The following is a 25,920-nucleotide window of genomic DNA, read 5'->3' on the forward strand; positions in this document are numbered from 1 at the left end:
GCGGGGCCGGCGGTTCACCCGATCGCCGTGACGGCGGGGCGTGCCGCGGCTCAGCGGGTCCGGGGCTCCAGGGAGATGCGGACCGTGATGCGCTTGCCCACCGGCTGCCGCTGCACGTCGTAGCCCTCGCACAGGGCCAGGATGATCTCCAGGCCGTGCTGGCCGATCCGTCCCGGCTCGGCGGCGCGGGCCAGAGGCAGGGTGCTGCTGGTGTCCCACACGGACACCAGCAGCGTCGCCGTGTCGACGTCCACCTCGAGGTCGAGCAGACCGGGGCCCGGAGCGTACTTGCAGGTGTTGGTGATCAGCTCGCTGACGACGAGCTGTGCGGTCTCGACCGTCTCCACCGGTACCGGGACGCCGTGCTCGCCCTGGACGCGGGCGAGGAACCCGCCGGTGAAGCGCCGCGCCGCGGAGATCGCCTCCGAGTCGCCCTCGTGCGCGAATCCGGCGTGGATGCACGGCCAGTCGGCCAGGTGGGCGGGGTGGCCGTCCAGCCTCGGTTCCATGGTGGTGCCTTTCGTACTGCTTCCCGGCCGGCCGCGCTCAGGCGCGGCCAGCCGTCCGTCTACCCCGTTTTCCGCGACTGACGCTCATCCGCTTCCGGTCGCGTTCACTGGCGGGGGAGCTTGGTGACGGTGTCCAGGTAGAAGGCGTCGATGCTGTGCACGGCGCGCTCGAAGTCGTCCAGGTTGACCGGCTTGGTGACGTACGCGTTGGCGTGCTGCCGGTAGGCGCCGGTCACGTCGTCGGGCGCCGCGGAGGTGGTGAGGACGACCACCGGGACCGCGCGCAGTTTCTCGTCGTTCTTGAGGATCGTGAGCAGCTCGTGGCCGTTCATCCGCGGCATGTTGAGGTCGAGGACGATCAGGTCGGGGAGCCGGTTGGCCGGGTCGCGCAGGTACTCCAGCGCCGCGAGGCCGTCCTCGACCTGGGTCAGGTTGCGGGCACCGCGCTCGGCGAGGGCGTCCCCGATCAGCATGGCGTCCGCGGGGTCGTCCTCGACCAGCAGCACATCGTGGGGGCGGGCGGGGGCGATCATCATCATTGGCTCCGGGTCCGGTCGGTGCGCCGCGGGGGACGGTGGGGGGTGTCGCTGGTCACCAGGCCGGGCCAGCGGCGGCGGGCGCCCTGGCGGCTGATGTTGCAGGCGCGGCCGATCTGGGGGTATCCGGCACCTGCGGCGGCCGCCTGCTCGGCCGCCTGGTTCTCCAGGTGCTCGACCGCCTGCTGGAGGAGGCTGAGCATGTACAGGTACGCCAGGGCGTCCCCGCGGGCTTCGGTACCGTCGTCGGTGGCCCCGGGGACGGCGAGCGGGCGCAGGGCACGACGGGCAAGGCTCCGGGCGAGGTCGTCGACCGCGCCGATCGCCAGGGCGGCGAGCTCGTCCTCCGGCAGGCGCGGAGCGAAGTGGGTGCCAGGCATGGCCCCCACCTTAGGACCTGCACAATCGCACGACAACAAGTGTTGTCGGTGGCCGATACAGTGGTTCCGTCCTCGGGCATCCGGCGGCGGCGAGCGAAGCGGAGGGCGCACAGCGTGGCAACGGGCGAGACGATCGTGCAGGCGGCCGGCAGGCCGGAGGCGGCGCGCGTGCCCGATGACGCCTCGGGCCCGGGACGGCTGTCGGCGTGGACCACCCGGCGGTGGCTCCGGGTGGGGGTGAGCCTCGCCCTCGCGGTGCTCGCCGCGCTCGGCGCGCTCGGCATCTGGGCGCTGGACCGCAGCTCGGCCCTGACCGACCAGCTGGTCGACGTGCGCTCCCCGGCCCTGGTCAACTCGGTCCGGCTGGAAGCGGCGCTGGTGAACCAGGAGACCGGTGTCCGCGGTTACGGGCTCAGCGGGCAGCGGGAGTTCCTCGACCCGTACACCCAGGGGCTGGCGGACGAGCGGACCGCCCTCGACCGGCTGCGTCCCCTCGTCCAGGGCGACGCGCGGGCCCGCGCCGACCTCGACGCCGTCGTGGACGCGGCCACCGCCTGGCAGGGGCTGATCGCACGGCCCGTCGCCTCCGCCTCGGCCACGCCGGGGGAGCCCGTGCCGCTCGCCACCGAGCGGGCAGACGAGGGCAGGGCCGCCTTCGACCGGGTCCGCGACGCCCTCGGCTCCCAGCAGGAGCACCTGCGGCAGGCCCGCATCACCGCCGGCACCCAGCTCGACGCCGCCGTGCGGCTGCGCAACGTGGTGTTCACCTCCATCGCCGCCGTCATCGTGCTGCTGGCCGTGCTCGTCTTCGAGGGCCTGCGCCGCGGCATCACCAGGCCCCTGGAGCTGCTGGGCACCGAGGTCCGGCACGTGACGCGGGGCCGCTTCGACCACCCCATCACCGTGAACGGCCCGGCCGACCTGCGCCGGCTCGGCGGGGACGTGGAGGGCATGCGGCGCCGGCTCGCGGAGGAGCTCTCCTTCGCCGAGCGGGCCCGGCAGCTCCTCGACGAGCAGTCCGCCGACCTCAAGCGCTCCAACGCCGAGCTGGAGCAGTTCGCCTACGTCGCCTCGCACGACCTGCAGGAGCCGCTGCGGAAGGTGTCGAGCTTCACCCAGCTCCTGCAGCGCCGCTACGGGGACCAGCTGGACGAGCGGGCCGACCAGTACATCGCGTTCGCCGTCGACGGCGCGAACCGCATGCAGACCCTCATCAACGACCTGCTGGCGTTCTCCCGGGTGGGCCGGGTCCACAACCAGCAGGGCACCGTGGACCTCGAGCGGATCGCCGGCGCGACGGAGGAGGCGCTGAGCGTCGCCCTGGAGGAGTCCGGCGCCGAGATCACCCGCGACCCGCTGCCCACCGTCGTCGGCGACACCACGCAACTGGGCATGCTCTGGCAGAACCTGATCTCCAACGCGGTGAAGTTCCGCCACCCCGACCGGGCACCGCGGATCCACGTCGCGGCCCGGCGCGACGGCGACCTGTGGCGGTTCTCCGTCACCGACAACGGCATCGGCATCGACCCCGAGTTCGCCGAGAAGGTCTTCGTGATCTTCCAGCGGCTGCACACCAAGGACGCCTATCCCGGCAACGGGATCGGGCTGGCCATGTGCAAGAAGATCGTCGAGTTCCACGGCGGCACCATCGGCATCGACCCGGAGTACGGCCCCGGTACCCGCATCGCCTTCACCCTCCCCGCACAGCGGCCCGACCCCGGGCAGGAGTCCGGAACCGCGTCCGGAACCGCGTCCGGAACCGCGTCCGCCGCCGCGGACGACGCCGGAGGCACGGGGGAGCCCCGACCGTGACGACACCCCCCACGCCGCTCAACCCTGTCGCGCACCACCGGATCCTGCTCGTCGAGGACGACGCCGGCGACGCCCTGCTGGTGACCGAGATGCTCGCCGACACCTCGCTGCGGTACACGCTCGTCTGGCACAAGACCCTGGCGGACGCCTGCTTCGAGCTGTCCGCGCGGGCCGCCGACTGCGTCCTGCTCGACCTGCACCTGCCCGACGCAGCGGGCCCCGGTGCCGTCGCCGAGATCCAGCGCGCCGACCCGAACACCGCCGTCATCGTGCTGACGGGCCTGGCCGAGGGGCAGGCCGGTTCCGAGGCCCTGGCCACCGGCGCCCAGGACTACCTCGTCAAGGGCAAGGTCGAACCGGAACTCCTGCAGCGCGCCGTGCGCTACGCCGTCCAGCGCAAGCAGGCCGAACGGGCCGGCGCCGACCTGCAGGCCGGAAGGCTGCGCGCACAGGAGAACGCCCGCCTCGAACGGGGCCTGCTGCCGCAGCCCCTGCTGGCCACCCCCGCCGTCACCGCCACCAGCCGCTACCTCCCCGGGCGGGAGAGCGCCCTGCTGGGCGGCGACTTCCTCGACGTGGTGCAGACCGACGACGGGCGCGTCCACGCCGTGATCGGCGACGTCAGCGGCCACGGCCCCGACGCCGCGGCACTCGGCGTCTGCCTGCGCATCGCCTGGCGCGCGCTGACCCTGGGCGGCCACCGCGGCCCGGAACTCCTGCGCCTGCTGGAGCGCATGCTGGTCGCGGAACGTTCGCACCCCGACCTGTTCACCACGTGCACCCTGCTCACCCTGGACTTCGCCGCGTCCAGGGCCACGGTGCACCTGGCCGGGCATCACGAGCCCCTGCTGACCACCGGCGGCGTCACGCGACCGGTCCAGGCGGCCCACGGCGTCGCCCTCGGCATCGCACCGGGTCTTGACCAGTGGCCCGCCACGGCCTTGGACCTGCCGGAGCGGGGGACCCTGACGCTCTACACCGACGGCCTCATCGAAGGCCATGCCGGCCCCGGCGGTGAGCGGCTCGGCGCGGAGGGGCTGCTGCGCCTGCTGGCCCGCACCTCCGTGACGGCGCCCGACGCGCACCTCGACGCGCTGATCGGGCAGGTCCGTGACCTGGACGGGGAACGCCACACGGACGACCTGGCGGTGCTGCGCCTGGACTGGGGCGCGGCGGGTGACGGCGCGGCCGTGCCCGCCGACGGTTCAGCCGGCGCGGCGGTGAACGGCCGGGGCCACTGACTCCAGGCGCTCCAGGAGCAGTCCCTCGCGCGTGGACCAGGGGCAGATCTCCACGCTGTCCACCCCGCACATCTCCATCAGGGTCTCGGCCACCAGCGCCCCCGCCAGCGACTGGCCCGCGCGGTGCCGTGAGATGCCCGGGAGCTTGGCGCGCCCCGCCGGGCCCTTCGCGGCCAGGACGGGCACGATCTGCCGCACCTGCTTCAGCGTCAGCCGGTCCGGGCCCTCGTCGGAGGTGCCGCGGGCGGCCGCGAGCCGCGCCAGCTGGGTGAACGTCTTGGAGGAGGCCAGCACCCGTCCGTCCCGCGGCGCCCGCGGCAGCGCGTCGCCCAGTTCGCCGACCGACGCGCGTAGACGGTCGCGGACCTCGTGCAGCCGCCGCTTGGAGGTGACGGCGTCCACCAGGTCCCAGCGGCGGTTGACGGCGCGGGCTCCGAGGGGGAGCGAGTGGACCGCGTGCGGCTGCTCTCCGGTGCCGGCCGCGATCTCCAGCGTCCCGCCCCCGATGTCCAGCACCAGCAGCGGCCCACCGTCCCGGCCCGCCCACTCGCGGGCGGCCACGTAGGCCAGCCGGGCCTCCTCCTCGCCCGACAGCACCCGCAGCCGCATGCCCGTGGTCCGTGCGACCTGCGCGATGACCTCGTCGCGGTTCGGCGCGTCCCGGATGACGGAGGTGGCGAAGGCGTACACCGAGGGCAGCGAATGCCCGCCGTCGGCCGCCAGGGTCCGCGCCACCGCGTGCTGGACGCTGCGCACCCCCGACCTGTCGAGCCGTCCCGCCGCGTCGAGCGTCTCGTGCAGCCGCAGCCGCACCTTGCGTGCCAGTACCGGTTCCAGCGGCGAGCCGGCCCGTCGTTCCACGATCGTGAGCAGGGCGCTGTGGCACCCGACGTCGAGCACTCCCGTTCTGCGTACCTTCCTCTGCGTCTTCAAGCCCTACCTCCACCCCTCATCGACACCGCACCCTCCTCATTCCCCGGATCGACGGCTGTGCCTCCCCGGAGACGGGCGGGCGCCGTCCTATTCAGGGCCCCGCGGGCGCGCAAGTCAAGATCCTTTGACGAGATCGTTGCGGAGAGCACCCGATCGGTCACGGCCGCGCCGGTACGGCTCCGGGGGCTGGAGCGGCGAATTCCGCGCAGGTGGCGGCTGGTTGCGCCGTCACGGCGCCGTCACCGCGTTCTCACCGCGTTCTCACCGCGTCCTCACCGCGTCCTCACCGTGCCGGCTACGCCAGCTGCGCCAGTGCGGCCGCCGTCAGCGCGGTCACGCCCGCGGGGACGGCGAGCCGGGGATCGGGACGGAACCCGGGGGAGTGGTTCGGCGGCAGGGCCGCCATCTTGGCCGCGGCGCCCGTACCCGGGGTCCGCGCCCACTGCTCCGGGCCGACGCACCCGAGCATCCAGTAGGCGGTGCGCACCCCGGTCGCGCCGTGCAGACCGGCGCCGGCCGGGCCGTACAGCGGGAAGTCCTCGGTGGCCGTGGACGCGGGCCAGACGGCGACGCGGGCGGCGCCGAGGGTCCGCTCGTGAGCGCCCCGCACGGCGGCCGCGGTGCCGGGGTCGGCAAGCGTGGGCTGCGACTGCGCGAGGACCCGGACGGAGGGTTCGCGCGGGCAGCCGGAGGCCGCGCACTCGGCGGCGACGATGCGGTGCACGGCCGCCGTCACACGCTCCAGCGCCTCGTCGCCGAACGCGCGCACCGAGACCTCCAGCGTGGCCGAGGCGGGCACCACGTTGCCCCGGGTGCCGGCGTGGAGCGAGCCCACCGTCAGCACCACCTGCTCGGCCGGACTGGTCTCCCGCGACACCACGGTCTGCAGCCTCAGCACGATCGCGGCCGCGGCGACCACGGGGTCCACCGCCAGGTGCGGGCTGGCCGCGTGGCCGCCCGAGCCGTGCACGACGACCTCGAGCAGCCGGCTGCCCGCCAGCACCGGTCCGTGCGCGTGGGCGACCATCCCGGCCGGCAGCGGCGCGGTGTGCTGGGCCAGGACGACGTCGGGGACCGGGAAGCGGGTGTACAAGCCGTCCTCCAGCATGGCGCGGGCCCCGTCGAGGGTCTCCTCCGCGGGCTGGCCGACCGTCACCAGCGTGCCCGACCAGTGATCGGTGGCGCCGGCGAGCAGCGCCGCCGTACCGCCGAGGCACGCCAGGTGCAGGTCGTGGCCGCACGCGTGCATGACGGGCACCGGGCGGCCCTCGCCGTCGAGGGCGACGGCCTCGCTGGCGTACGGCAGACCGGTGGCCTCCAGGACCGGCAGCGCGTCCAGTTCGGCGCGCAGCATCACCACCGGGCCGGGGCCGTTGCGGAGCAGCAGGTTGCCGAGCATCGCCGCGGGCGGACCGGAGATCCGCCCCTGCTCCGCCTGCTCGGGGTCGCCCAGGCGCACCGCGCTCCACAGGTCGGCGGCCGCGCCGGGCTCGCCGTTGGCGCCCAGGCGCAGCGCGGCACAGGACCAGCAACCCTGCGTTCCGGCCGTCATGACCGGGCCCACGACCGCCTGGTCGCCGAAGGCCCAGGCGGGCAGCAGGCGCACGCCCTCGGGTACCCCGGCCTCGAGCAGCCGCAGGGCGGTCCCGGGGGCCCCGGTGGTCAGGACCACGTCGTAGCCGGCGAGGTCGTCCCAGCCGTCGTCGCCCGTCACGTCCCACCGGACGACCTCCACGGGGCAGCCCGCGCCCTCCAGCTCCGCCGCCTCGCGCAGCGCCTCGGCGAAGGGGTCGGCGCCCGGACCCGTGGCGGCCGGGAGCGCGAGCGCGGCGCAGCCGTTGCGGACCAGGCTCAGCGCGCACCACCGGGCCACCGGGTCGTCGCCCAGCACGGCGACGCGGGTGTCGCGGAAGCGCCGGAACCGGTTCCCGGCCTCCCCGGCGTAGTGGTCGATGTAGTCGACCTGCGCCGCGAAGCGCTCCGCCACCTCGGGAGCCAGTTCGTCGAGGCCGTCGCTGCCCGGGAGGACCTCGCGGGCGAAGCCCCTGGCGTACCGGGCGCCCACCAGCTCACCCACCATGCCCTGCTGCCGCTCGCCCAGGCCCGCGCAGATCTCCTCGACCCGGTTCGTCCCGTTCAGGTGGGGAACGACCAGCGTGGCGAACCGGTAGGCCGATCTGCCCCGCAGATTGAATCCACCGTGGCATCTACGCGTGTCGACCCGTTGCCGTGAAAAAGTCCGCCGGACTCCTCCGGCCGACTTCGGGCATTGCTCCACGAATGTGCGGAAGTCGGTGCGGAGCGGTGCGGGGAAACACGGCGCTTTCGCGCCTGCGCCCTAGCGCGGTCCGTCCGCCGGGTGGGGGCCCGGGATGCCCGCCGCGGGGCGGTCCGTTGCGGCAGGGGACGTACAGATGCGAGGACCCGGCGTAAAAACGCGCCGCGTCGGGTAAACAGGGCTCCGTGGCCGTCTCCGTCAGGAGGCGACTCCGGGTCACGCAGTCGGCGTGGCTCGGCGGCTGGCACGTGAAGGATGGACGCGGTGGCGACAGGCGTCGTGAAGTGGTTCAACTCGGAAAAGGGCTTCGGCTTCATCGCACAGGACGGAGGTGGCCCCGATGTGTTCGCGCACTACTCGAACATCGCCGGCAACGGCTACCGCGAACTGGTCGAGGGTGAGGCCGTGACGTTCGACGTCACCCAGGGACAGAAGGGACCGCAGGCGGAGAACATCATCCGCAACTGACGGTCCGCGACCGGGGTGGCCGGGTCGTCACCGGCAGCGCGCACATGGCTGCCGGAGAGGCCTGGCCACCCCGTCCCCGTCTTCGGCCCCGCCCCTGCCCCACTCGTGGACCCCGCCTCCGGGCCGGCGTCCGGGGCGAGGACACTGGGGCGGTATGACGCACTGGTACGAGCGACGCGACGTCGAGGACGGAATCGTCCGCATCAGCGAGCCGCACGCCCACGAGATCGTGAAGGCCAACGTGTGGTGGCTGCACGGCTCCGAACGCGACCTCGTGGTGGACGCCGGTCTCGGGGTGGTGCCCCTGCGCCGGGAGGTCCCGGACGTCTTCGCGAGGGAGCCGCTGCTGCTCCTCACCCACGCACACCTCGACCACGTCGGCGGCGCCCACGAGTTCACCGAGCGCGTCGCCCACACCGCGGACGCCGTGGCTCTGGCGCGCGGCGTGCCGGCGAGCCTGTACGGGCCCGAACTCGCCGAACGGCTCGGCACCGAGGACGTGGGCGCGTCCTTCCCGGACCTCCTCCTCGACGCCCTGCCCGGCCCCGGGTACGACCCCGGCAGCTACGGCATCGGCCCGGTGACCCTCACCCGCACCCTGAGCGGGGACGAGCGGATCGACCTCGGCGACCGAACCCTCACCGTCCTCCACCTCCCGGGGCACACGCCGGGCTCCGTCGCCCTCCTCGAGGAGCGCACGGGGGCGCTGTACTCCGGCGATGCCGTCTACGACGGCTACCTCGTCGACGACCTGCCCGAGTCCGACGTGACGGCCTACCGGCGCACCGCGGCCTTCCTCGCCGACCTGGACGTCTCCGTTGTCCACCCCGGCCACGGGCGGAGCTTCGGCCGTGACCGGCTGCGCGAGGTGGCGGAGCGCTACCTGCGCCGCAGCGCTCCCGCGGACCGCTCCTGACCGTGCTCCGCCGGGGTCAGCGGGCCGCGGGTACGGGTGGGGGCCTCAGGCCAGCCGCAGGGTGACGTAGGCGATGGTGTCCCCGGGCAGCACGTAGCGTTCGACCTCGACGAAGCCCCGCGCCTCCGCGAAACGCAGCCCCTCGGTGTTGGACGCCAGGACGACCGTCTCGACCGCCGCCGCGCCCAACTCGCGCGCCCGGTCGATCCCCCGGGTGTAGAGCCGCATGCCGAAGCCCTGCCCCCGGTGGTCGGGCAGCACCCGGGCGATGACCGTGGCCGTGGCCTCCTCGCCGGTGGGCGGCCGCACGGTCGTGCAGCCCACGACGGCGTCACCGAGGTAGGCGACCTCCAGGTGGTTGCGCTGCGATCGCTCGCGCACGTCGTCGAGGGAGAGCGGGCCGGTGGGGATGATCGTGTTGTGGACGAACCGCCAGTCCTCGAGCATGGCGTCGCCATGGGGCCGTTCGATGCGAAGGGTCGACATCGCAGCAGGAAACCGGTGGACGGCGAGCGGCGTCAACCGCATTTGCCGGAGGCCGGACGGCCTGCGACGCGTCGCGCGGCGCGGTGGGGGAGCGCAGCGGTTAGCGTGGGCCGGGATCCGGAGGAGAGCCCTGGTGCAGACCACCCTTGCCGTGTTGTTCGCGCTGCTCGCGGCCGTCAGCAACGCCCTGGCCACCGTGCTCCAGCGCTACGCGGCCCGCACGGTCCCGCTCTCGGTGGGGCTGCGTCCGGCCCTCATGGGCGAACTGCTGCGCAAGCCCGTGTGGCTCGCCGGATTCGGCGCGGTGATCGCGGCGGCCGCGTTCCAGGCCCTGGCCCTGCTCAACGGCGCGCTCTCGCTCGTCCAGCCGCTGTTCGTCCTGGAGTTGCCCTTCGCCCTGTTCATCGGCGGCCTGGTGCTGCGCCGCCGGCTTCCGCCGCGTGGCTGGGCCGCCGTCGCCGCCATGGTGGTGGGGCTGGGCGTGGGGCTGTGGGCCGCGTCACCGAGCGGCGGGGTCGACCGGCCGCGCACCGGCCTGTGGGCGATGGCGGTGCCGAGTTGTGCCGCCGCCGTCCTGGTGCTGGTCGGCACCGCCGTCCGGCGTCCCGAGGGCCGGGTGCGCGCCGCCTGCTTCGGGCTGTCGGCGGCCATCTGCTACGCGCTGACCGCCGGGCTCCTGAAGGACGCCACGCAGGTGTGGGCCACCGACGGTGCGGCCGCCTTCTTCACCGCGTGGCAGACCTACGGCTTCGCGCTCGTCGGGGTCGCGGCCGTCTTCCTCCTGGAGAACGCCATGCAGTCCGGTCCCCTGGTGGCCTCCCAGCCCGCGCTGACGCTGGGGGACGCGACCGTGAGCCTCGCGCTGGGCGTGACGGTGTTCGAGGAGCGCCTGCGGGGAGGCTGGTGGCTCCTGCCCATGCTGCTGGGCGCGCTGCTCGTGGTGGCGGGCGCGTTCGTCCTGGTCCGGGTCCCGCTCGTCCGCACGCTGGTGGCGCCGGACGCACCCCGCTGAGCGGCACCCGGCGGGCGTCCGCGGTCCGCCCCGCCGCGCGTTCAGTCGAAGCCGAGATCCCGCAGATTGGTCTTCGCCAGCTCCACGATCTCGTCCGCCCGCCCGGACAGGATCGTTCGGGTCGCGAAGAGCGTGAACCCCTTGAGCTGGCCGTAGGTGATCTTCGGGGGCAGCGACAGCTCGTGGCGCGCGGTACGGGCGTCGACCAGCGCGGGGCCGTCGTGGTCGAGCGCGGCCGAGAGCGCCTCGGCGAGCTGGCCCGGCTGTTCGGCCCTGGCGCCGAACAGCCCCGCCGCCCGGGCGACCCCGGCGTAGTCCGCCTCGCCCAGGTCGGTGCCGAAGTTGACGATGCCCGCGGCCTTCATCTCCAGCTCCACGAAGGAGAGCGCGGTGTTGTTGAAGACCACGATCTTGACGGGCAGGTTCAGCTGACGGAGTGTGAGCAGCTCCCCGAGGAGCATGCTCAGGCCGCCGTCTCCGCACAGGGCCACGACCTGGCGTCCCGGATGGGAGGCCTGGACGCCGATGGCGTGCGGCAGGGCGTTGGCCATCGTGCCGTGGTTGAACGAGCCGATGAGCCGCCGGTGGCCGTTCATCGTCAGGTAGCGGGCCGCCCACACCGTGGGGGTGCCGACGTCGGCGGTGAAGACGGCGTCCGGGGTCGTGAGCTTGTCGACGGTGGCGGCGACGTGCTGGGGGTGCATGGGGGAGTCCGAAGGACCGGCCGCCGCGAGGTGGTCCAGCCGGCCGCGCACCTTCCGGTAGTGGCCGGTCATCCGGTCGGCGAAGGACCGGTCGGCCCGGGGACGGAGCAGCGGGAGCAGCGCGGCGGCGGTGTCCTTGACGGTGCCGACCAGCGGCACGTCGACGTCGGTGCGCCGCCCGATGTGCTCGCCGCGGACGTCGACCTGGACGACCGGCACGTCGGGGCCCGGGTAGAACTGGCGGTACGGGAAGTCGGTGCCGAGCATCAGCAGCGCGTCGCAGTGCTCCATCGCCCGGTAGCCGGAGCTGTAGCCGATCAGGCCGGTCAGACCCACGTCGTACGGGTTGTCGTGCTCCAGGAACTCCTTGCCGCGCAGCGCGTGCACCGTCGGCGCCTTCAGCGCGTCGGCCAGGGCCACCGCCTCGTCGTGCGCGTCGTGGCAGCCCGCGCCGCCGAGGATGGTGACCCGTTCCGCCCTGTTGAGGACCTCCGCGGCGCGGGCAAGGGCGGCGTCGTCCGGCCGCACGTGCGAGGAGGTCCCGACCACGGGCCGGGGCGGGACAGGCAGGTCGATGCCGGCCAGGAACAGCTCGCCCGGGATCACCAGCACCGCGACGCCCCTGCGCTCCAGCGCCGAGCGCATCGCGATGCGCAGCAGCCGCGGGACCTGCTCCGGCAGGCTCGCCATCTCGCGGTAGACGCTGCACTCGCGGAACAGTTCCTGCGGATGCGTCTCCTGGAAGTACTCGCCGCCGATCTCGGCCCGCGGGATGTGCGCGGCGATCGCCAGCACCGGCACACGGCTGCGCTGTGCGTCGAACAGCCCGTTGATGAGGTGCAGGTTCCCCGGTCCGCAGCTGCCCGCCGCCACCGCGAGCCGTCCGGTGACCGCGGCCTCGCCCGCCGCGGCGAAGGCCGCGGTCTCCTCGTGCCGCACGTGGGCCCACGCGACGGTCCCGTTGCGGCGCAGGGCGTCGGTGAAGCCGTTCAGCGAGTCCCCCGGCAGGCCGTACACCCGCCGTACACCGGAGGATGCGAGAGCCGCGACCATGACATCTGCGACGGTGGTACCCAAGAGGACTCCCTGGCGGCTCGTCGGAACGGCGCGGTGCCCGCGGCACCCCGGACATTTTGTGACATCCCGTCCGGTCCGCGGGAGCGACACGGCGCTCAGAGGATCTGCAGGGTCTCGCCGGGACGCGGCGCGTGAGGCGCCGGGGCGCCGGGGCGCCGGGCGGAGCCTTGTCAGATCCACCCGCGGCGGGTGGCCTCCATGGCGATCTGGAAACGCGTCTGGGCGCCGAAGCGCTGCATGAGCCGGGTGACGTGGCGCTGGACGGTCCGTTCGCTCCAACCCAGGGCGCGGCCGGCCGATTTGTCGGTGGCGCCCGCGGCGAGCAGCGTCAGCAGTTTCGCCTCCTCGGCGGACAGCCCGTCCGGCGCCGGCTCCAGCCTTCCCGGGGAGGCGCCGTTCGCCGGGAGGCGTACCTGAACCGCGCGCTCCCAGACCGCCTCGAAGAGGGCGATCAGCGCGTCGAGCAGGGGGGAGGGGTGGATCAGGTAGGACGCCGTCACCGCGTCGTCGCCGGGGCGCAGCAGGGGGATGATGGCCAGCCGGTCGTCGGAGATGGCCAGCTTCATCGGCAGGCCGGCCGCGACCCGGGCCTGTTCGCCGTGCCGGACGCCGACGGTGACGTCCGCGAGCCAGCCGGGCAGGGCGAGCACGGTGCTGTCGTAGATGACGCGGTAGGCGACGCCGCGCTTGAGCAGTTCGAGCTCGATCGGGTTGGGCTCGGTGTGCTCCTCGACCGACGCGTACGGCGGCCGGTCGAAGCCCCGGACCTGCGTGCGCGTGCTCTGCTGGAGCTGCGCCCAGCGGCGGTTGACGTCGTCCCGCCCCGAGACGACCTCGACCAGCTCGCCGGGGTTCACGAACCGCGTGCCCGCGCGGTACAGGTCCATCAGGCCGGAGACATGGGAGCGCACGTCGTTCAACGCCCGTTCCCTGTCGCGCAGTACGGCTTCCAGGGCGCTGTCCGGTGAGACCGCGGCGTAGGTGACGGGGCGTCCGGTGGAGCGCACGGCGAGGCCGAGGGAGACCAGCGACCGCACGCTGCGCCGCGTCGCGGGAGCGGGCAGCCGGCAGTCGTGGGCCAGGTCTGCGACCGTGGCGTGTACCCGGCGCACGAGGGACTCGTACACCGATTCGTCCTGCCGGCTCAGGCCGATGGATTCGAGCATGGTCCGCGGTCCGCCTTCGTGCTCTCTTCATGTGTCGTACTTCCGTCACCTGACGGGAAGTCGCCCGGCGATCATCTTGTCAGCCCGGTGAACCGGATGTCAGCGTTCCCCGCGGTACGTCGACATTCCGGTTCGAGGACGTGGACACACGTCGCACGAAGGAGCGCCCATGCCGCCGCCCGCCCGCCGCTCGCTCCGACAACGGCGCCACCGCGTCTGGTTGCCGGCCCTCGGGTTGTGCACGCTGCTGCTCACGGCGCTCCCGGCCGCGGCACAGGAGAACGGTCCGGTGGCGCCGGGCCCGGTGAAGGCCGGCCGGGAGAAGATCGACCCCACGCTGCTGCGCAGGATGGACGCCGTCCGGGCACGGGGTGACGGACGCGTCGAGGCGGCCGTGGTGCTGCGCGACCGCGCAGGACTCCCCGGGCAGGCCGCGGACCCGGGCGCGGTGCGGGACGAACTCACCCGCAGCGCACGGTCCGTGCAGTCCCCGGTCGTGGACCTCGTCGAGTCGCGCGGCGACCAGGTGCTCAACACCTTCTGGCTGAAGAACATGGTCCTGGTGAAGGTCACGCCGCAGACCCTCCAGGAGCTCGCCTCCCTCGCCCCGGTCGACCACATCATCCCCAACTTCACCCTCCAGGCGCCCCCTGCCGAGCCGGACAAGGACGCCAAGGCGACCCGCGCGGCGGCCGCCGCGCCGAGCACCTGGGGCCTGACGAAGATCGGCGTCGACAAGGTGCGCGCCGAGCAGGGGCCCACCGGCGAGGGCGTGCGCGTCGCCGTCCTGGACACCGGCGTCGACATCGACCACCCCGACCTCGCCGGGAAGCTCACCACCGACGACGCCAAGGACCCTGCCCACCCCGGCGGCTGGCTGGAGTTCAGCGGGACCGGTGAGCCCGTGGCCTCCCTCCCGCACGACAGCAGCTACCACGGCACCCACGTGGCGGGCACCATCGCGGGCGGCGACGCCTCGGGCACCGCGATCGGCGTCGCACCGGGCGCCGACCTCATGGCCGGACTGATCATCCCCGGCGGCTCGGGCACGCTCGCCCAGGTGATCGCGGGCATGGAGTGGGCGATCGCCCCGTACGACGCCGAGGGCAGGCCCGCAGGCGAACCCGCCGACGTGGTCAGCATGTCGCTCGGGGCCGAGGGCTACGCGGACGAACTGATCGAGCCCACCCGGAACATCTACCGCGCCGGCGTGTTCCCCTCCTTTGCCATCGGCAACCAGTGCGTCAGCGGCTCCGCCAGCCCCGGCAACGTGTACGAGGCCGTGTCCGTCGGGGCCACCGATGACGCCGACGACGTGGCCGACTTCTCCTGCGGCGAGGTCGTCGACCGCAGCGACTGGATCGACGCGCCCGCCGAATGGCCGCAGTCGTACGTGGTGCCTGACGTCTCCGCCCCCGGCGTGGACGTCCTGTCCACCCTCCCGGGTGGCGAGTACGGGCTGCTCAGCGGCACCTCCATGGCCACGCCCCATGTGTCCGGCACGGTCGCGCTGATGCTCCAGGCGCGCCCCGGCCTCACCGTCGACGACGCCCTCGGCATCCTCACCGGCACCTCCTTCTTCGACCAGCGCTACGGCGCGCGCCCCAACCCGCGCTACGGCTGGGGCCGCATCGACGCCTACGCCGCGGTGAAGGAGGCCGCGCTGCGCAGCGGCGTGCGCGGCACGGTCAAGGACACCAGGACCGGCCGTCCGCTGGCCGGAGTCACCGTCGCCCTCACCAGTACCGGACGCACCGTCACCACCGGCGCCGACGGCCGGTTCGAGCTGCGCCTCGCCGCCGGCCCGCACGAACTGCGGCTCACCCGCTTCGGCTACGTGGCGCAGGAGATCACCGCGCGGGTGCGGACCGACCGGTACACCGACGTCTCCCCGCGGCTCGACCGGACCCGCCGCGGGGTGATCACCGGCCGGGTCACCTTCGGCCCGACGGGCTCCACGGTGCCCGGGGCGACCGTCACCGTCCTCGACGTCCCCGACCCGCTGAAGGCGACGACCGACCGCGAGGGCCGCTACACCATCCGCGACGTCCCCGTCGGCGCCTACGAAGTGTCCGCGAACGCCTCGGGGATCTCCCGCTCCAAGCCCGTACGGGTCGTCGTCCGCGGATCGGGTCCTGCGGCCCGCGCCGCCCTGCAACTGCCCCGGCCGTCCGCGACCGAACGCGTGTCGCTGACCTCCGAGGGCAAGCAGGGCAACCATGAGGCGTGGTGGCCCAAGCTGAGCGCCGACGGCTCCGCGATGGCCTTCGCCAGCCCGGCCTCCAACTTCGCCCCCGGCGACACCAACGGCGAACTCGACGTCTTCGTCACCGACCTGAACACCGGGGAGACCGAACGCGTGTCGGTCGCCTCCGACGGCGCCCAGGCCGACAGCTTCTCCCTGACGCCCACGCTCAGCGCCGACGCGCGGTGGGTCGGCTTCAACAGCGGCGCCACCAACCTCGTGCCCGGCGACACCAACCAGCAGACCGACAGCTTCGTGCACGACCGCAGGACCGGCACCACCGAGCGCGTGTCCGTCGCCTCCGACGACACCCAGGGCAACGGGCTGTCCTCCGCCCCCGCCCTCAGCGCCGACGGGCGCTACGCGGTGTTCAACAGCGACGCCGACAACCTGGTGCCCGGCGACACCAACAACACCACCGACGTCTTCGTCCGCGACCGGCAGACCGGCACCACCAGCCGGATCTCGCAAGGCGCCGACGGCGGTCCCGGCGACGGCGCCTCCAGGGAGCAGTCGGTCAGCGCCGACGGACGCTACGTCGCCTTCCAGAGCGCCGCGGGCAACCTGGTGCCCGGCGACACCGACGGCGAACTCGACGTCTTCGTCCGCGACCGGCAGACCGGCACCACCACCCTGGTGCCCGGCCCGCGGCCCGGCGAGAACACCGGTCCCGTGATCAGCGCCGACGGCCGGGTCGTCGCCTTCACCAACAACTGGCAGCTCTTCACCCAGGACCTGCGGACCGGCACCTCCGAGCAGGTCTCCGTGAACTCCGCCGAGGCCCCGGCCGACGACTGGGCCTTCGCGCCCGCGCTGAGCGACGACGGCAGCAAGGTCGCCTTCTACAGCTACGCGACCAACCTCGCCACCGTCGACACCAACCGGCAGGTGGACGTCTTCGTCCGCGACCGCACGGCCGGTACGACCGAGCGCGTGTCCACCGGTCTGGAGGGGGCGGAGGCCGACGGCGCGTCCGACCTCCCCTCCCTCAGCGGGGACGGGCGGTACGTGGCGTTCGAGAGCGCCGCGACGAACCTCGTCGCCGACGACACCAACCGCCGGTACGACGTCTTCGTCCACGACCGGGTCGCGGGCCCGGAACCGGTCTTCGCGCTGAGCGGGCTGTCCGTGACCCCGCACGGCGCCCGGGCCGGCAAGGCGGTGCACGTCTCCGCCCGCGTCAAGAACGTCGGCGAGCGGACCGGTGACTACGAGGCCGTGCTCCTGGTCGGGGACGCGGTCGAGCAGCGCAGCACGGTCCGCGTCCGGGCCGGGCACGACGTCCGCGTCGAGTTCACCGTGCGCCGTGGCACGGCCGGTACCTACAGCGTCCGGCTCGGCGCGCTGACGGGGGAGTTCACCGTACGGAAGTGATTCCTGCGAGCGGCCGACACAGGCGGTCCCGCGCCCGGGCTCCCCGGGCGCGGGACCGCCGCGTTCGTCGTCCCCTGTTCGTCGTTCCTCGTTCCTCGTTCCGCATTCCTCGTTCCGGCGGCCGTTCCGTGCCGACGGCGATGACGGCTCAGCAGGGCTGTTTGGCCCAGATGGTCTTGCCCTCCTGGGTGTGGCGGCAGCCCCAGCGCTGGGTGAGCTGGGCGACGATGAACAGTCCGCGGCCGCTCTCGTCGAGGGTGCGGGCCCGCCGCAGGTGCGGCGTGGTGCTGCTGCTGTCGGAGACTTCGCAGGTCAGGCCGTCGTCGTGGCGGATGAGACGGAGCCGGACCGGCGGAAGGGCGTGGCGGATGGCGTTGGTGACGAGTTCGCTGACGATGAGTTCCGTCGTCGGTGTGGCGTCCGGAAGCCCCCAGGCGGCGAGCTTCCCCGCCACGTGCTTGCGCGCGTGGGAGACGGCGGCGGGGTCGGCCGTCAGGTCCCAGGTGGCGACGGCGCAGCTGTCGAAGGTGCGGGTACGGGCGGCGAGGACCGCGGTGCAGGGCCGGTCGGCCTCGGGCAGGGCGCGCAGGACGGAGCGGCACACGGCGTCGAGGGTGGGGCCTTCCTGCCGGACGCTGGTGAGGGTGCGCAGCAGTTCCTCGGTGGCCGGCCCGCCGAGGCGGGTGTCGGTGTGCACCAGCAGGAGACTGCCCGCGGGCAGGTCCAGCTCGGTGGCCTCGGAGGACGGCCGTGCCTTCCCCAGGGGCCGGGACGGCGGGAGCACGACCGTCGTGACCGCGCCGTCGGGAGTGAGGACGACCGGCGTGGGGTGCCCGGCGCCGGCGAGCGAACACCGGCCGGACACCGGGTCGTAGACCGCGTACAGGCAGGCGGCGCTGACGCCCGTGCCCGCGGGGCGCAGCCGGCCGAGCACGTCGTCGAGATGGGTGAGCAACTCGTCCGGCTGGAGGTCGATGTCGGCCAGCGTGCGCACCGCCGCCCGCAGTTCGGCGGCCGCCTCGCCCGCCGCCGACCCGTCCTGGGCGGAGACCGAGCCGGCCACGAGGGCGACCCGGGCGCCGGGCAGCGGGATGGCGTCGAGCCAGTGGGCACTCGGCCCGGAATGGTCGCAGGCGGGCAGGCAGCGGCCGACGACCTCCACCGCCGCCGACCGCGGCAGGGACGTGACCGGAAGGCCGTCGGGGGGCGCCGGGGCGATCTTGTTCCCGTCGTGCGAGGGTTCCGCCGACGCCGTGACGGCGGGTTCCGCGGAGAAGCACGACCCCGCGGCCGCGCACTGCCGGCGCTGCAGCCACAGGCGGACCCGGCACAGGACGAGGCTGAGGGCGAAGGACAGCGCGGCCGCCAGGATGACCACGGTCCGCCCGCCCACCGACACCCCGCGGATCGCGAAGCCGTAGATCACCACGCTGGCGGCGAGCGTGGCGGCGCCGATGACGAAGGTGCGCCTGACGGGCAGCAGGGAGGCTGCCACGAGGGGCACGAACGCCGAGTACTGCGACCATCGGACCAGGCCGCCCGAGGACGCTTCCAGCTGGACCGCGCAGATGGCCCCGAGGTAGCCGAGGAGCAGCAGGGGGCCGATGCCCCACGGGAACCGGAGCGCGGTCATGCTCGCCAGCACCCTGCCGTGACCGGTGCGTCCGTTCGCCCGCACCGTCCGCCCGCCGTTCACGGGGCGGCCTCCGCCGGATGGTGCGACCGCGGGGCGGGCGGGCCCTGGCCGGCGCCCGGCACGGACGGGCGCTGCACCGCCACCATCGCGAGGTCGTCGTCGAGGTGCCGCCCGGTGTGGGCGTCCAGGTCCTCGCCGACGTTCCGCAGCAGTTCGTCCGGCGCCTCCCAGCTCCAGGTGCCGGCCCGTTCGTGGAGCGGGTAGAAGCCGCCCGAGGCGTCCCGGGCCTCGATGGCGCCGTCGGTGTACAGCAGGAGGGTGTCCCCGGCGCCGAACGCGAAGGTGTCGAGGTGGTAGTCGTCCGGGGCGTCGCCCGCCAGCCCGAAGGGCGGTGCGGGCCGGTGCGCCTCCAAGGTGGTGACCCGGCCGCAGTGCCGCACCAGCGGCAGCGGGTGCCCGCAGCTGACGACCCGTACGACGTCGGTGTCGTCGGGGACCTCCACCAGGAGGGCGGTGACGAAGCGCTCACCGGCCTCGGGGTCGGCCTCGGTGAGCTGGGCCAGATGCCTTTCGACACTGAGTTCCAGCGAGGCCGCCAGCCCGGGCAGGGTCGCGTGGTGGTGGGCGGCCTCGCGGAACGCGCAGAGGAGGACGGACGCGTCCTCCACGGCCGGCAGCCCCTTGCCGCGGACGTCGCCGATCAGGAACCTCGTCGTCCCGCCGGTGCGGGCGGCGCCGAACAGGTCCCCGCCCACCAGGGCGTGCGCGGCGGCCGCACGGTAGACGGAGGCGACCCGCAGCGGGCCCATGCGTGGCGGGATCGGCCGCAGCAACACCCGTTGGGCCGCTTCGGAAACCGCCCGCACCTCGTTGAGTTCCCTCAGGTCGCGGTCGTGCAGCGTGCGCGCGGCGATGACGAAGCCGGAGACCGCCAGCAGCGCACCGATGTGGATGGGCAGGACCGACGAGTGCAGCAGCCCGTCGTGGCGGTCGACGACCAGCATCGCGGCGCTGGCGACGAGGGCCACGAACGCGGTGAACCGGGCGCGCGCGAACGCGGCCGTAGAGGTGGGGGCGGCCACCAGCAGCGGGGACAGGTGGATGGCCACGGGGGCGACGGACCCGGCCAGGGTGATCGCCGCGATCAGTCCGGCCGGCAGGGACACCTGGGTGTGGATGCCCGGCTTGGGGACGCGCTCGCCGGCCCGGCCGGCGCGCCTGAGGTGCCTCCCCCGTCCGCCGGCGAGCCGCGCTCCGGATGGGCGGATGCGGGCCCCTGCCTGCCCTGTTGTCGGGACGGGGGAAGAGAAGAGATTCATGGGGGGTCCTGCGGGTGGTTCGTACGCCGTGCGCGGACGCGACGCATGCGGTGCGCCTGCGTCTTCCGGCACGGTGGGAACGCGTGGCCGCGTCCCTGCGGACGGACGGGACGTCACCCGGCCCGGTGGGGGTCCGGCCGGTCGGCCGGGACGGTCAAGGGCGGCCTGCGCGGGGGGACCGGGACGCGGCCGCCCTGGTGGGGCCGTACGGGGCGGGCGGTAACACCGGCAGCCGCCGGTCCATGACGGGGCATCCGTCGCCGCCGGGCGCCAGGGGCGGGTGAACGGAGCCCACACTGGCTGTGTCCGGACACCGGCAGGCGCGCGGACTCGTCTGGATCATGGCTCCACCGTCCTCACTTTGCCGCATCGTGGAAGCCATTGCCGCAATGCGGTATCCACTGTGCGACCCGCATGGGACATCGTCAAGGCAACCGGGTCGGCGCCGGGACGCGGCGGGTGCGCGCCGCGTGCGCTAGCCGTCGTTGCCCCGCCACATCCGCCCCTCGGCGATGGCCGACGCGCAGTCGATCGCCTGGACCGCGAGGTCCTTGGCCCGGGCGGAGGTGACACGGTGCGAGGGTCCCCCGAGGCTCACCGCCGCGATCACCCGGCCGTCGCTGGAGCGGACCGGGACGGCCAGTGAGTTCAGGCCGGGCTCGAGCTCCTCCTCGGAGAACGCCCAGCCCTGCTCCCTGACCTCCTCGAGCTGCCCCCGCAGGACCGCCGGGTCCACCACGGTCCGCGGGGTACGGGCCGTCAGGCCCTCGTCCAGGACGAGGGCGAGGACCTCCGGGTCGAAGGCCATGAAGACCTTGCCCGCCGCGCTGGGCTGCAGGGGCATGACCTGGCCGACGTGGCCCCGGTAGACGATCGAGTGCGTCGACTGCGCCCAGATCACGGTGACGCGCCTGCCGCTCTGCCGGACCTGCAGGCCGCAGCACTCGCCGCACCGGTCCCGCAGGGCCGTCACCAGAGGTCTGGCCGTGGCGATGAGGTCCGAGGCGGCGGTGGCCGCGGCCGACCAGGCGATCACCCGCAGACCGATGCTGTAGGCGGTCCCCTCGCGCTGGAGGAGGTTCTCCCGGACGAGCGTGCGCAGGATGCGTGCGACGGTGGAGGACGGCAGCCCGGTCCTGCGGACGATCTCCGACGCCTGGAGGCGGGGGGTGGTCGCGGAGAAGCAGTCCAGGATCTGGGCGGACTTCTGGACCACCTGCACGGAGCCGTTCGCCGCCCCGTTGCGATCGCGATCGGCGCTCATGGGCGCATCGCCTTCTCTCGTCCTCGCATGGCGGGAAGCGGTCCCGCATCGTGGCACCTCCCTACTGTCGGTGCCGTGCTGCGAGGGGTCAAGCAAGGCGGCCCTTGCCGTGCGGGGCTGGGCCGCCGCAGGTCAGGACCGGTCGAAGGTCGCGGGCACCGGCAGCGTGGACCACCGTGGCACCGGCCAGGCGACGACGAAGGCGCGGCCGACCACGTCGTCCAGGGGCACGAAGCCCCCTCCGGGTTCGTTCACGTGGGCGCGTGAGTCCCACGAGGCGTCGCGGTGGTCGCCCATCACCCACAGGTGGCCCTCGGGGACCGTGACCTTTCCGACCGGGAGGTCGTCGCACGGCGTGGCGCCGGGGTAGACGTACGGCTCGTCCAGCGGCTTCCCGTTCACCATGACCGGCTCGCCGCGCTCACACTCCACGGTGTCGCCGCCGACCGCGATCACGCGTTTGATGAGGTCCCGCTCGTCGGAGGAGGGCGCCAGTCCGATGAATGCGAACGCCTTGGTGATCACGTTGCCGCCGCTCTGCTGCGGCTGGCCGTTCAGCCAGCCGCCGGGATCGCGGAAGACGACCACCTCGCCGCGCTGTGGGGTCGCCCCGAACCACGGGGTGAGCTTGTCGACCAGGACCCGGTCGCCCACCTGCAGGGTGTTCTGCATGGAACCCGACGGGATGGAGAAGGCCTGCACGAAGAAGGTCTTGATCCCCAGGGCCATGACCAGTGCCACGACGACGAGGATCGGCAGCTCCTGCCACCAGGGACGCTGCGCCCGGACCCTTCGGGGCCGTCTCCGGCGGGCCGGCGCCTCCGGTGCGCCCTCCCCGGTGCCGCGGAACCCCGTCCGGCCGTCCTCCCCAGCGGTCATGCCTGCTCCTTCACGGTGTCGGTACGACGGGCGCGGTACGTGCCCGTACACCTGAACGATCAGGAGTTCCCGCCCCGCTCTCCCGCGGGCGGGGAACCGGGGCACCGGCCCGCGCGTGGTGAAAGGACATGATCGGGAAGAACGACGCGACCGCCGTGGCCGCACATCTGGCAGCGGTCTGGTGCGTGGGCTGCGCGCTGACCGCCGTCCAGTTCCAGGCGGTGCTCTTCGCGCTGTTCCTCGGCAGGCCGGCGGTCCTGGCGGTCGTGCTCGCCTGCGGGGTGGCCCTGGCGGCGGCCCTGCTCGCAGGGCTGGCCCGCGCCGCCCGGCCCGTCGTGCCGCTCACCCGACGGGCGGCGGGGTTGTGGGGCTGGACGGCCGGGGTGTACGCGTCCGGAACCGCCGGGGCGCTCGCCGTGGCCGTGGTGCTCCACCACGTCGGCCACCTGGCGGACCGGGGCGTGCTGTTCGCCGCGGGAGGGACCTGTCACGCGCTCGCCGCCGCCTTCCTCCTGCCCGGCGCCAGGGCCCGGCTCACCGCTCTCGCCGCGGCCGGCGTCCTCGCGGCGGGCGGGGCGTACGCCGCCTGGGACGCCGCACGCCCGCCCACCCTCGACGCATGGCTGAGCGCCAACGGCGTGGACCGCGCCCTGCTGCGAGTCGGTGACCCGCCGCCCGGCTACACGCTGCACGTCGGGGGCGCGAGCGCCGACGGTTTCGGCGCCCGCTACGAGAGCACCGACTCCCCGGCCCTGGGCCTCCAGGTCGAACGCGCCGGACACGACACGCGGCGCGTCGACGCGCGCGGCTGCCCCGTTCCGTTCGGCCAGGAGATCCGCTGCCGCGACGACGGGGGCGGCCGCCTGCTGATCGTCCACGGCGGCGACCACCCCACCCGTGAACTGCGGCTGCGTCGCGACGACCTGGTCCACACCGTCACCCTGCAAGGGTCCGGCGAGGCCGGGCTCCCCGCGGCCCGCCTGGTCCTGTCGACGCTCCGGCCGGCGACGCGCGCCGAACTCGCCGCTCTGGTGGAGCTGCCGATGCCGGGCTGACGGCGCCCGTTCCCGGTGGGCCGGGGCGGCGCCCCGGCCCACCGGACGTACCGTCAGCGGCATTCGCCCGCCGGGCGGTTGCGGGTCACCAGGTCGAAGGACGTGGTGGTCGTGTCCAGCCACAGCACACGGCCGCCGGTGGCGGCCACCGCGTGCGTCTGCCGGCCCGGGGCGCACGAGACGCGGCCCAGCGGCGCGCCCTCGGACGTGTACTGGTAGAGCTTCGTGTCCAGGTACGGCAGGCCCGTCGGGGCCATCGGGTCGACCGTGAGCGTGACGGCCGTGTCCGACGCGGTCAGGGTCCAGGCCCCGATGGTCGCGGACGAGGTCGCGGGGATGACGTCCGTGGTGCCCGTGGCGTCGAGGCCGCTCCTGCGCAGGGCCGACTGCCCCTCGTCGAAGGGGTCCTCGTCGGCGAGCCAGTACACGCCGGAGGAGGTCGCCACGGGCGGGCTGGTCCACACCGCGCGGCCCGGGGTGCCGAGCGCGGTCCTGCCCGTCCGCGTGTCGTAGACGTCGACGACGGCGCGCCGGTGGCCGGGGTCGTCGCCCCACCAGCCGCTGACGGTGTAGGCGATGCGCCCGTCCTTCACGGAGGGCGACTCGGCCCGGACGTCCGCGTCCCCCGCGGTGGCGTCGGGACGGTTCAGCGGGACGGTGCGCGGGGCGGGGTCGGAGCCCTTGAGGTAGCGGAGGGTGGTGTGGGCCTGGTCGTCGTTCTCGTACCAGGCGACCGTGTCGCCGTCCATGCTCAGGCTGCCGATCGAGGCGGAGGAGGTGCTGTAGAGCCGCTTCGCCGGGCCGCCGGTCACGGGGGCGGACATGAGGTCGTAGGTGTCGCCGACGGCGAGCCACACCACGCGCTTGCCGTCGGTCACGGGGCTGAGGTGGTAGCGCCCGTCCTCCGGTGAGACCTGGCGGGGCCTGCCCTTGCCGTCGGTGCGGCCGGTCCACACGGAGTACGGTGCCGCGCTGTCGGCGCTGGAGCGGGGGACCGCCCACCAGCCGCCGCCCGTGGCGGGCCCGATGTCATTGGCGAGACCGGTCTCCAGGGTCCCGAGCCGGCCGAGCAGGACGTCGCTGTCGAGGCCCAGGTCCTGCTCCCAGCCGGGGACGATGCCATGGGTGTCGAAGGCCTTCTTCACCTTGGCCAGGCGGTCGCCCTTGACGTGCAGCGACCTGGCGGCGGCGATGACGGCGTCGCGTCCCTCGGTGAAGCCGTCGAGGGGGGTGATGTAGGAGGTGAGGGCCTTGTAGACGATCTGGTCGGCGAGTTCGCCGCCGAGGCTCTCGCGGATGTCCCACAGCGCACCGCCGAAGATGTGCGAGTTCAGATGCACACCTCCCTGGTCGTTGCGCGAGCCGAGCGGCATGCTGATGAAGTCCGCGGTGCCCGCACCGTCGTTGAGGTCGCGGAAGGCGCACTCCTTCGGCGTCAGCGTGCGGCACAGGTCGCCGCCGATCAGACCGGCGTCCGGGTCGTCCATGCGCGTGCGGCTGACGGTGACGTCGATGGCGTTGCCGAGGTAGTCGGCGATGGCCTCGTTCATGGCGCCGGACTGGCCGGCGTAGACGAGGTCGGCGGTGTGCTCGACCACGCCGTGGGTCATCTCGTGGCCGACGACGTCCAGGTCGGAGGCGAGGGAGCGGTACTCGTCGTCACCGGTGCCGTAGACCATCTTGCTGCCGTCCCAGAAGGCGTTCACCCAGGGGTAGCCGAGTTCGGCGGTGACGCCGACGAGGGAGTTGATGGCCATGCCGTCGTCGTCGAGGCTGTCGCGCCGGAAGGTGCCGCGGTAGAACTCGTACACCTTCCCTGCCGCCCAGTGGGCGTCCACCGCGCCGCTGTCGGTCATCTCCTGCGGCGCCTTCGTGGTCGGCATCGCGAACGGGACCACGCCTTCCGGCCACTCGCCGTCGAGGTCCATCCACCACAGGCTGGAGGCGTCCCAGGTCTGGATGACGTTGTGGGTCTTGGTGTCGGCCATGTGCGCGGTGTCGCGCAGCAGGTACTGACCGGTGGCGGCGTCCTTGCTGAGGTTCAGCGGCACGGTGGTGCCGCTGAGCAGCCTGCCGCTGCCGGTGACGCCCGCCGGTGCGGTAGCGGGAGCGGTGGAAGTCGCGGCTCTCGTCGAAGCGCCGTTCCCTGCCGCTCCGGTGGCGGGTGCCGCGGCCGTGAGGGTGCGCAGCGCTCCGGCCTCGAAGCGGAGGACGCCGGTGGCGGCGTCGACGTAGACCTCCTGGACCACGGGGGCGCCGGTGGCGGGGTCGGTGCCGCGCACGGTGATGTGGCGGGCGAGCACGCCCTTGCCGGTGGGCAGCACGGTCAGCCCGCGGTCGGTGCCGGTCAGACCGGCCGTGGTCGCGGAGCGGGACGGTGCGGCCCCGCCGCCGGTTGCACGCGGCCCGCGGGCGAGGGAGTCCGCCACCTGGCGCACGGCGCGCTGCACGGCGGTGGGGGCCGGGAGGGTGGGGCGGGTGGTGTCGAGGTCGAGGGCGGTGAAGTAGGAGCCGGAGGTGCCGGTGACGGTGCGTTTGCCGTCCTTGTGGTTCATGCGGACGACGTACTGGGCGCCCAGGACGGGGATGCCGCGGTACTTCTGGCCCAGGCGGACGGTCTCGGTGCCGTC

20 protein-coding genes are annotated in these 25,920 nt (G+C 73.9%); 7 read left to right on the forward strand and 13 right to left on the reverse strand.

What is annotated here, in order from left to right; translation table 11 throughout:
* Positions 1-50: 50 nt before the first annotated feature.
* The 3 genes from ABZ312_RS12840 to ABZ312_RS12850 form a co-directional block, all read right to left on the reverse strand.
* Positions 51-509, reverse strand: coding sequence for an ATP-binding protein (locus ABZ312_RS12840; RefSeq protein ID WP_499509268.1), 459 nt, complete (start codon positions 507-509; stop codon positions 51-53).
* Positions 510-613: 104 nt separating this feature from the next.
* Positions 614-1,045 (reverse strand): response regulator, encoded by a 432-nt coding sequence (locus ABZ312_RS12845; protein WP_500332378.1) that lies wholly within the window; start codon positions 1,043-1,045, stop codon positions 614-616.
* Complete coding sequence (locus tag ABZ312_RS12850) at positions 1,045-1,425, reverse strand: hypothetical protein (RefSeq protein WP_500332373.1); 381 nt, start codon at positions 1,423-1,425, stop codon at positions 1,045-1,047. Before ABZ312_RS12850 ends, ABZ312_RS12845 begins: the two co-directional genes overlap by 1 nt.
* Before the next feature lie 114 nt (positions 1,426-1,539).
* Here ABZ312_RS12850 and ABZ312_RS12855 point away from each other — a divergent pair, with 114 nt between their 5' ends.
* On the forward strand, positions 1,540-3,237 hold the full coding sequence (locus ABZ312_RS12855; RefSeq protein WP_500437593.1) for a sensor histidine kinase: 1,698 nt from the start codon (positions 1,540-1,542) through the stop codon (positions 3,235-3,237).
* A complete protein-coding gene (locus tag ABZ312_RS12860) occupies positions 3,234-4,478 on the forward strand; it encodes a PP2C family protein-serine/threonine phosphatase (protein WP_500332375.1) in 1,245 nt (414 codons plus the stop codon). The genes ABZ312_RS12855 and ABZ312_RS12860 overlap by 4 nt, the downstream gene beginning before the upstream one ends.
* Here the strand turns inward: ABZ312_RS12860 and ABZ312_RS12865 are convergent.
* Positions 4,443-5,411 carry a Ppx/GppA phosphatase family protein gene (locus ABZ312_RS12865; protein ID WP_500332376.1) on the reverse strand — a complete coding sequence of 323 codons (969 nt, stop codon included), beginning with the start codon at positions 5,409-5,411 and terminating at the stop codon, positions 4,443-4,445. The two genes, ABZ312_RS12860 and ABZ312_RS12865, sit on opposite strands and share 36 nt — an antisense overlap.
* Before the next feature lie 295 nt (positions 5,412-5,706).
* Positions 5,707-7,491 carry an amidohydrolase gene (locus ABZ312_RS12870; protein ID WP_500437594.1) on the reverse strand — a complete coding sequence of 595 codons (1,785 nt, stop codon included), beginning with the start codon at positions 7,489-7,491 and terminating at the stop codon, positions 5,707-5,709.
* Between the two features lie 462 nt (positions 7,492-7,953).
* On the opposite strand from ABZ312_RS12870, the gene ABZ312_RS12875 reads away from it, so the two are divergent.
* Positions 7,954-8,157, forward strand: a complete 204-nt coding sequence (locus ABZ312_RS12875; protein WP_018557881.1) for a cold-shock protein — start codon at positions 7,954-7,956, stop codon at positions 8,155-8,157.
* Between the two features lie 154 nt (positions 8,158-8,311).
* On the forward strand, positions 8,312-9,073 hold the full coding sequence (locus ABZ312_RS12880; protein WP_500359903.1) for an MBL fold metallo-hydrolase: 762 nt from the start codon (positions 8,312-8,314) through the stop codon (positions 9,071-9,073).
* Positions 9,074-9,118: 45 nt separating this feature from the next.
* Here the strand turns inward: ABZ312_RS12880 and ABZ312_RS12885 are convergent, their stop codons facing one another.
* Complete coding sequence (locus ABZ312_RS12885) at positions 9,119-9,559, reverse strand: GNAT family N-acetyltransferase (RefSeq protein ID WP_500328912.1); 441 nt, start codon at positions 9,557-9,559, stop codon at positions 9,119-9,121.
* A gap of 133 nt (positions 9,560-9,692) precedes the next feature.
* On the opposite strand from ABZ312_RS12885, the gene ABZ312_RS12890 reads away from it, so the two are divergent.
* Positions 9,693-10,571, forward strand: coding sequence for a DMT family transporter (locus ABZ312_RS12890; protein WP_500359902.1), 879 nt, complete (start codon positions 9,693-9,695; stop codon positions 10,569-10,571).
* A 41-nt stretch (positions 10,572-10,612) separates the two neighbouring features.
* Here ABZ312_RS12890 and poxB read toward each other — a convergent pair whose 3' ends face one another.
* Both poxB and ABZ312_RS12900 read right to left on the reverse strand, forming a co-directional pair.
* Positions 10,613-12,352: a ubiquinone-dependent pyruvate dehydrogenase gene (gene poxB / locus ABZ312_RS12895; RefSeq protein WP_500328910.1), complete on the reverse strand. Its 1,740-nt coding sequence runs from the start codon at positions 12,350-12,352 to the stop codon at positions 10,613-10,615.
* 170 nt (positions 12,353-12,522) lie between these two features.
* Positions 12,523-13,518 (reverse strand): helix-turn-helix transcriptional regulator, encoded by a 996-nt coding sequence (locus ABZ312_RS12900; protein WP_500328909.1) that lies wholly within the window; start codon positions 13,516-13,518, stop codon positions 12,523-12,525.
* A gap of 169 nt (positions 13,519-13,687) precedes the next feature.
* Here ABZ312_RS12900 and ABZ312_RS12905 point away from each other — a divergent pair, with 169 nt between their 5' ends.
* On the forward strand, positions 13,688-17,137 hold the full coding sequence (locus ABZ312_RS12905) for a S8 family serine peptidase (RefSeq protein WP_500437596.1): 3,450 nt from the start codon (positions 13,688-13,690) through the stop codon (positions 17,135-17,137).
* A 148-nt stretch (positions 17,138-17,285) separates the two neighbouring features.
* Here ABZ312_RS12905 and ABZ312_RS12910 read toward each other — a convergent pair whose 3' ends face one another.
* The 4 genes from ABZ312_RS12910 to lepB all read right to left on the reverse strand — a co-directional run bounded on the left by ABZ312_RS12910 (position 17,286) and on the right by lepB (position 22,235).
* On the reverse strand, positions 17,286-18,770 hold the full coding sequence (locus ABZ312_RS12910) for a SpoIIE family protein phosphatase (protein ID WP_500437598.1): 1,485 nt from the start codon (positions 18,768-18,770) through the stop codon (positions 17,286-17,288).
* Between the two features lie 59 nt (positions 18,771-18,829).
* Positions 18,830-20,092: a PP2C family protein-serine/threonine phosphatase gene (locus tag ABZ312_RS12915; RefSeq protein WP_500437599.1), complete on the reverse strand. Its 1,263-nt coding sequence runs from the start codon at positions 20,090-20,092 to the stop codon at positions 18,830-18,832.
* Positions 20,093-20,567: 475 nt separating this feature from the next.
* On the reverse strand, positions 20,568-21,356 hold the full coding sequence (locus tag ABZ312_RS12920; RefSeq protein ID WP_500437601.1) for an IclR family transcriptional regulator: 789 nt from the start codon (positions 21,354-21,356) through the stop codon (positions 20,568-20,570).
* A 132-nt stretch (positions 21,357-21,488) separates the two neighbouring features.
* Positions 21,489-22,235, reverse strand: a complete 747-nt coding sequence (gene lepB, locus ABZ312_RS12925; RefSeq protein ID WP_500328904.1) for a signal peptidase I — start codon at positions 22,233-22,235, stop codon at positions 21,489-21,491.
* Between the two features lie 128 nt (positions 22,236-22,363).
* Between lepB and ABZ312_RS12930 the strand changes: the two genes are divergently transcribed.
* The gene (locus ABZ312_RS12930) at positions 22,364-23,290 is read left to right on the forward strand and encodes a hypothetical protein (protein WP_500437603.1); all 927 of its coding nucleotides are present in this window, start codon (positions 22,364-22,366) and stop codon (positions 23,288-23,290) included.
* 53 nt (positions 23,291-23,343) lie between these two features.
* Here ABZ312_RS12930 and ABZ312_RS12935 read toward each other — a convergent pair.
* The coding region (locus ABZ312_RS12935; RefSeq protein ID WP_500437605.1) for a M4 family metallopeptidase at positions 23,344-25,920 on the reverse strand (2,577 nt) is incomplete at its 5' end.

The organism is Streptomyces sp. NPDC006207 (assembly GCF_040613835.1).
In the GTDB taxonomy this organism is placed as follows: Bacteria; Actinomycetota; Actinomycetes; order Streptomycetales; family Streptomycetaceae; genus Actinacidiphila.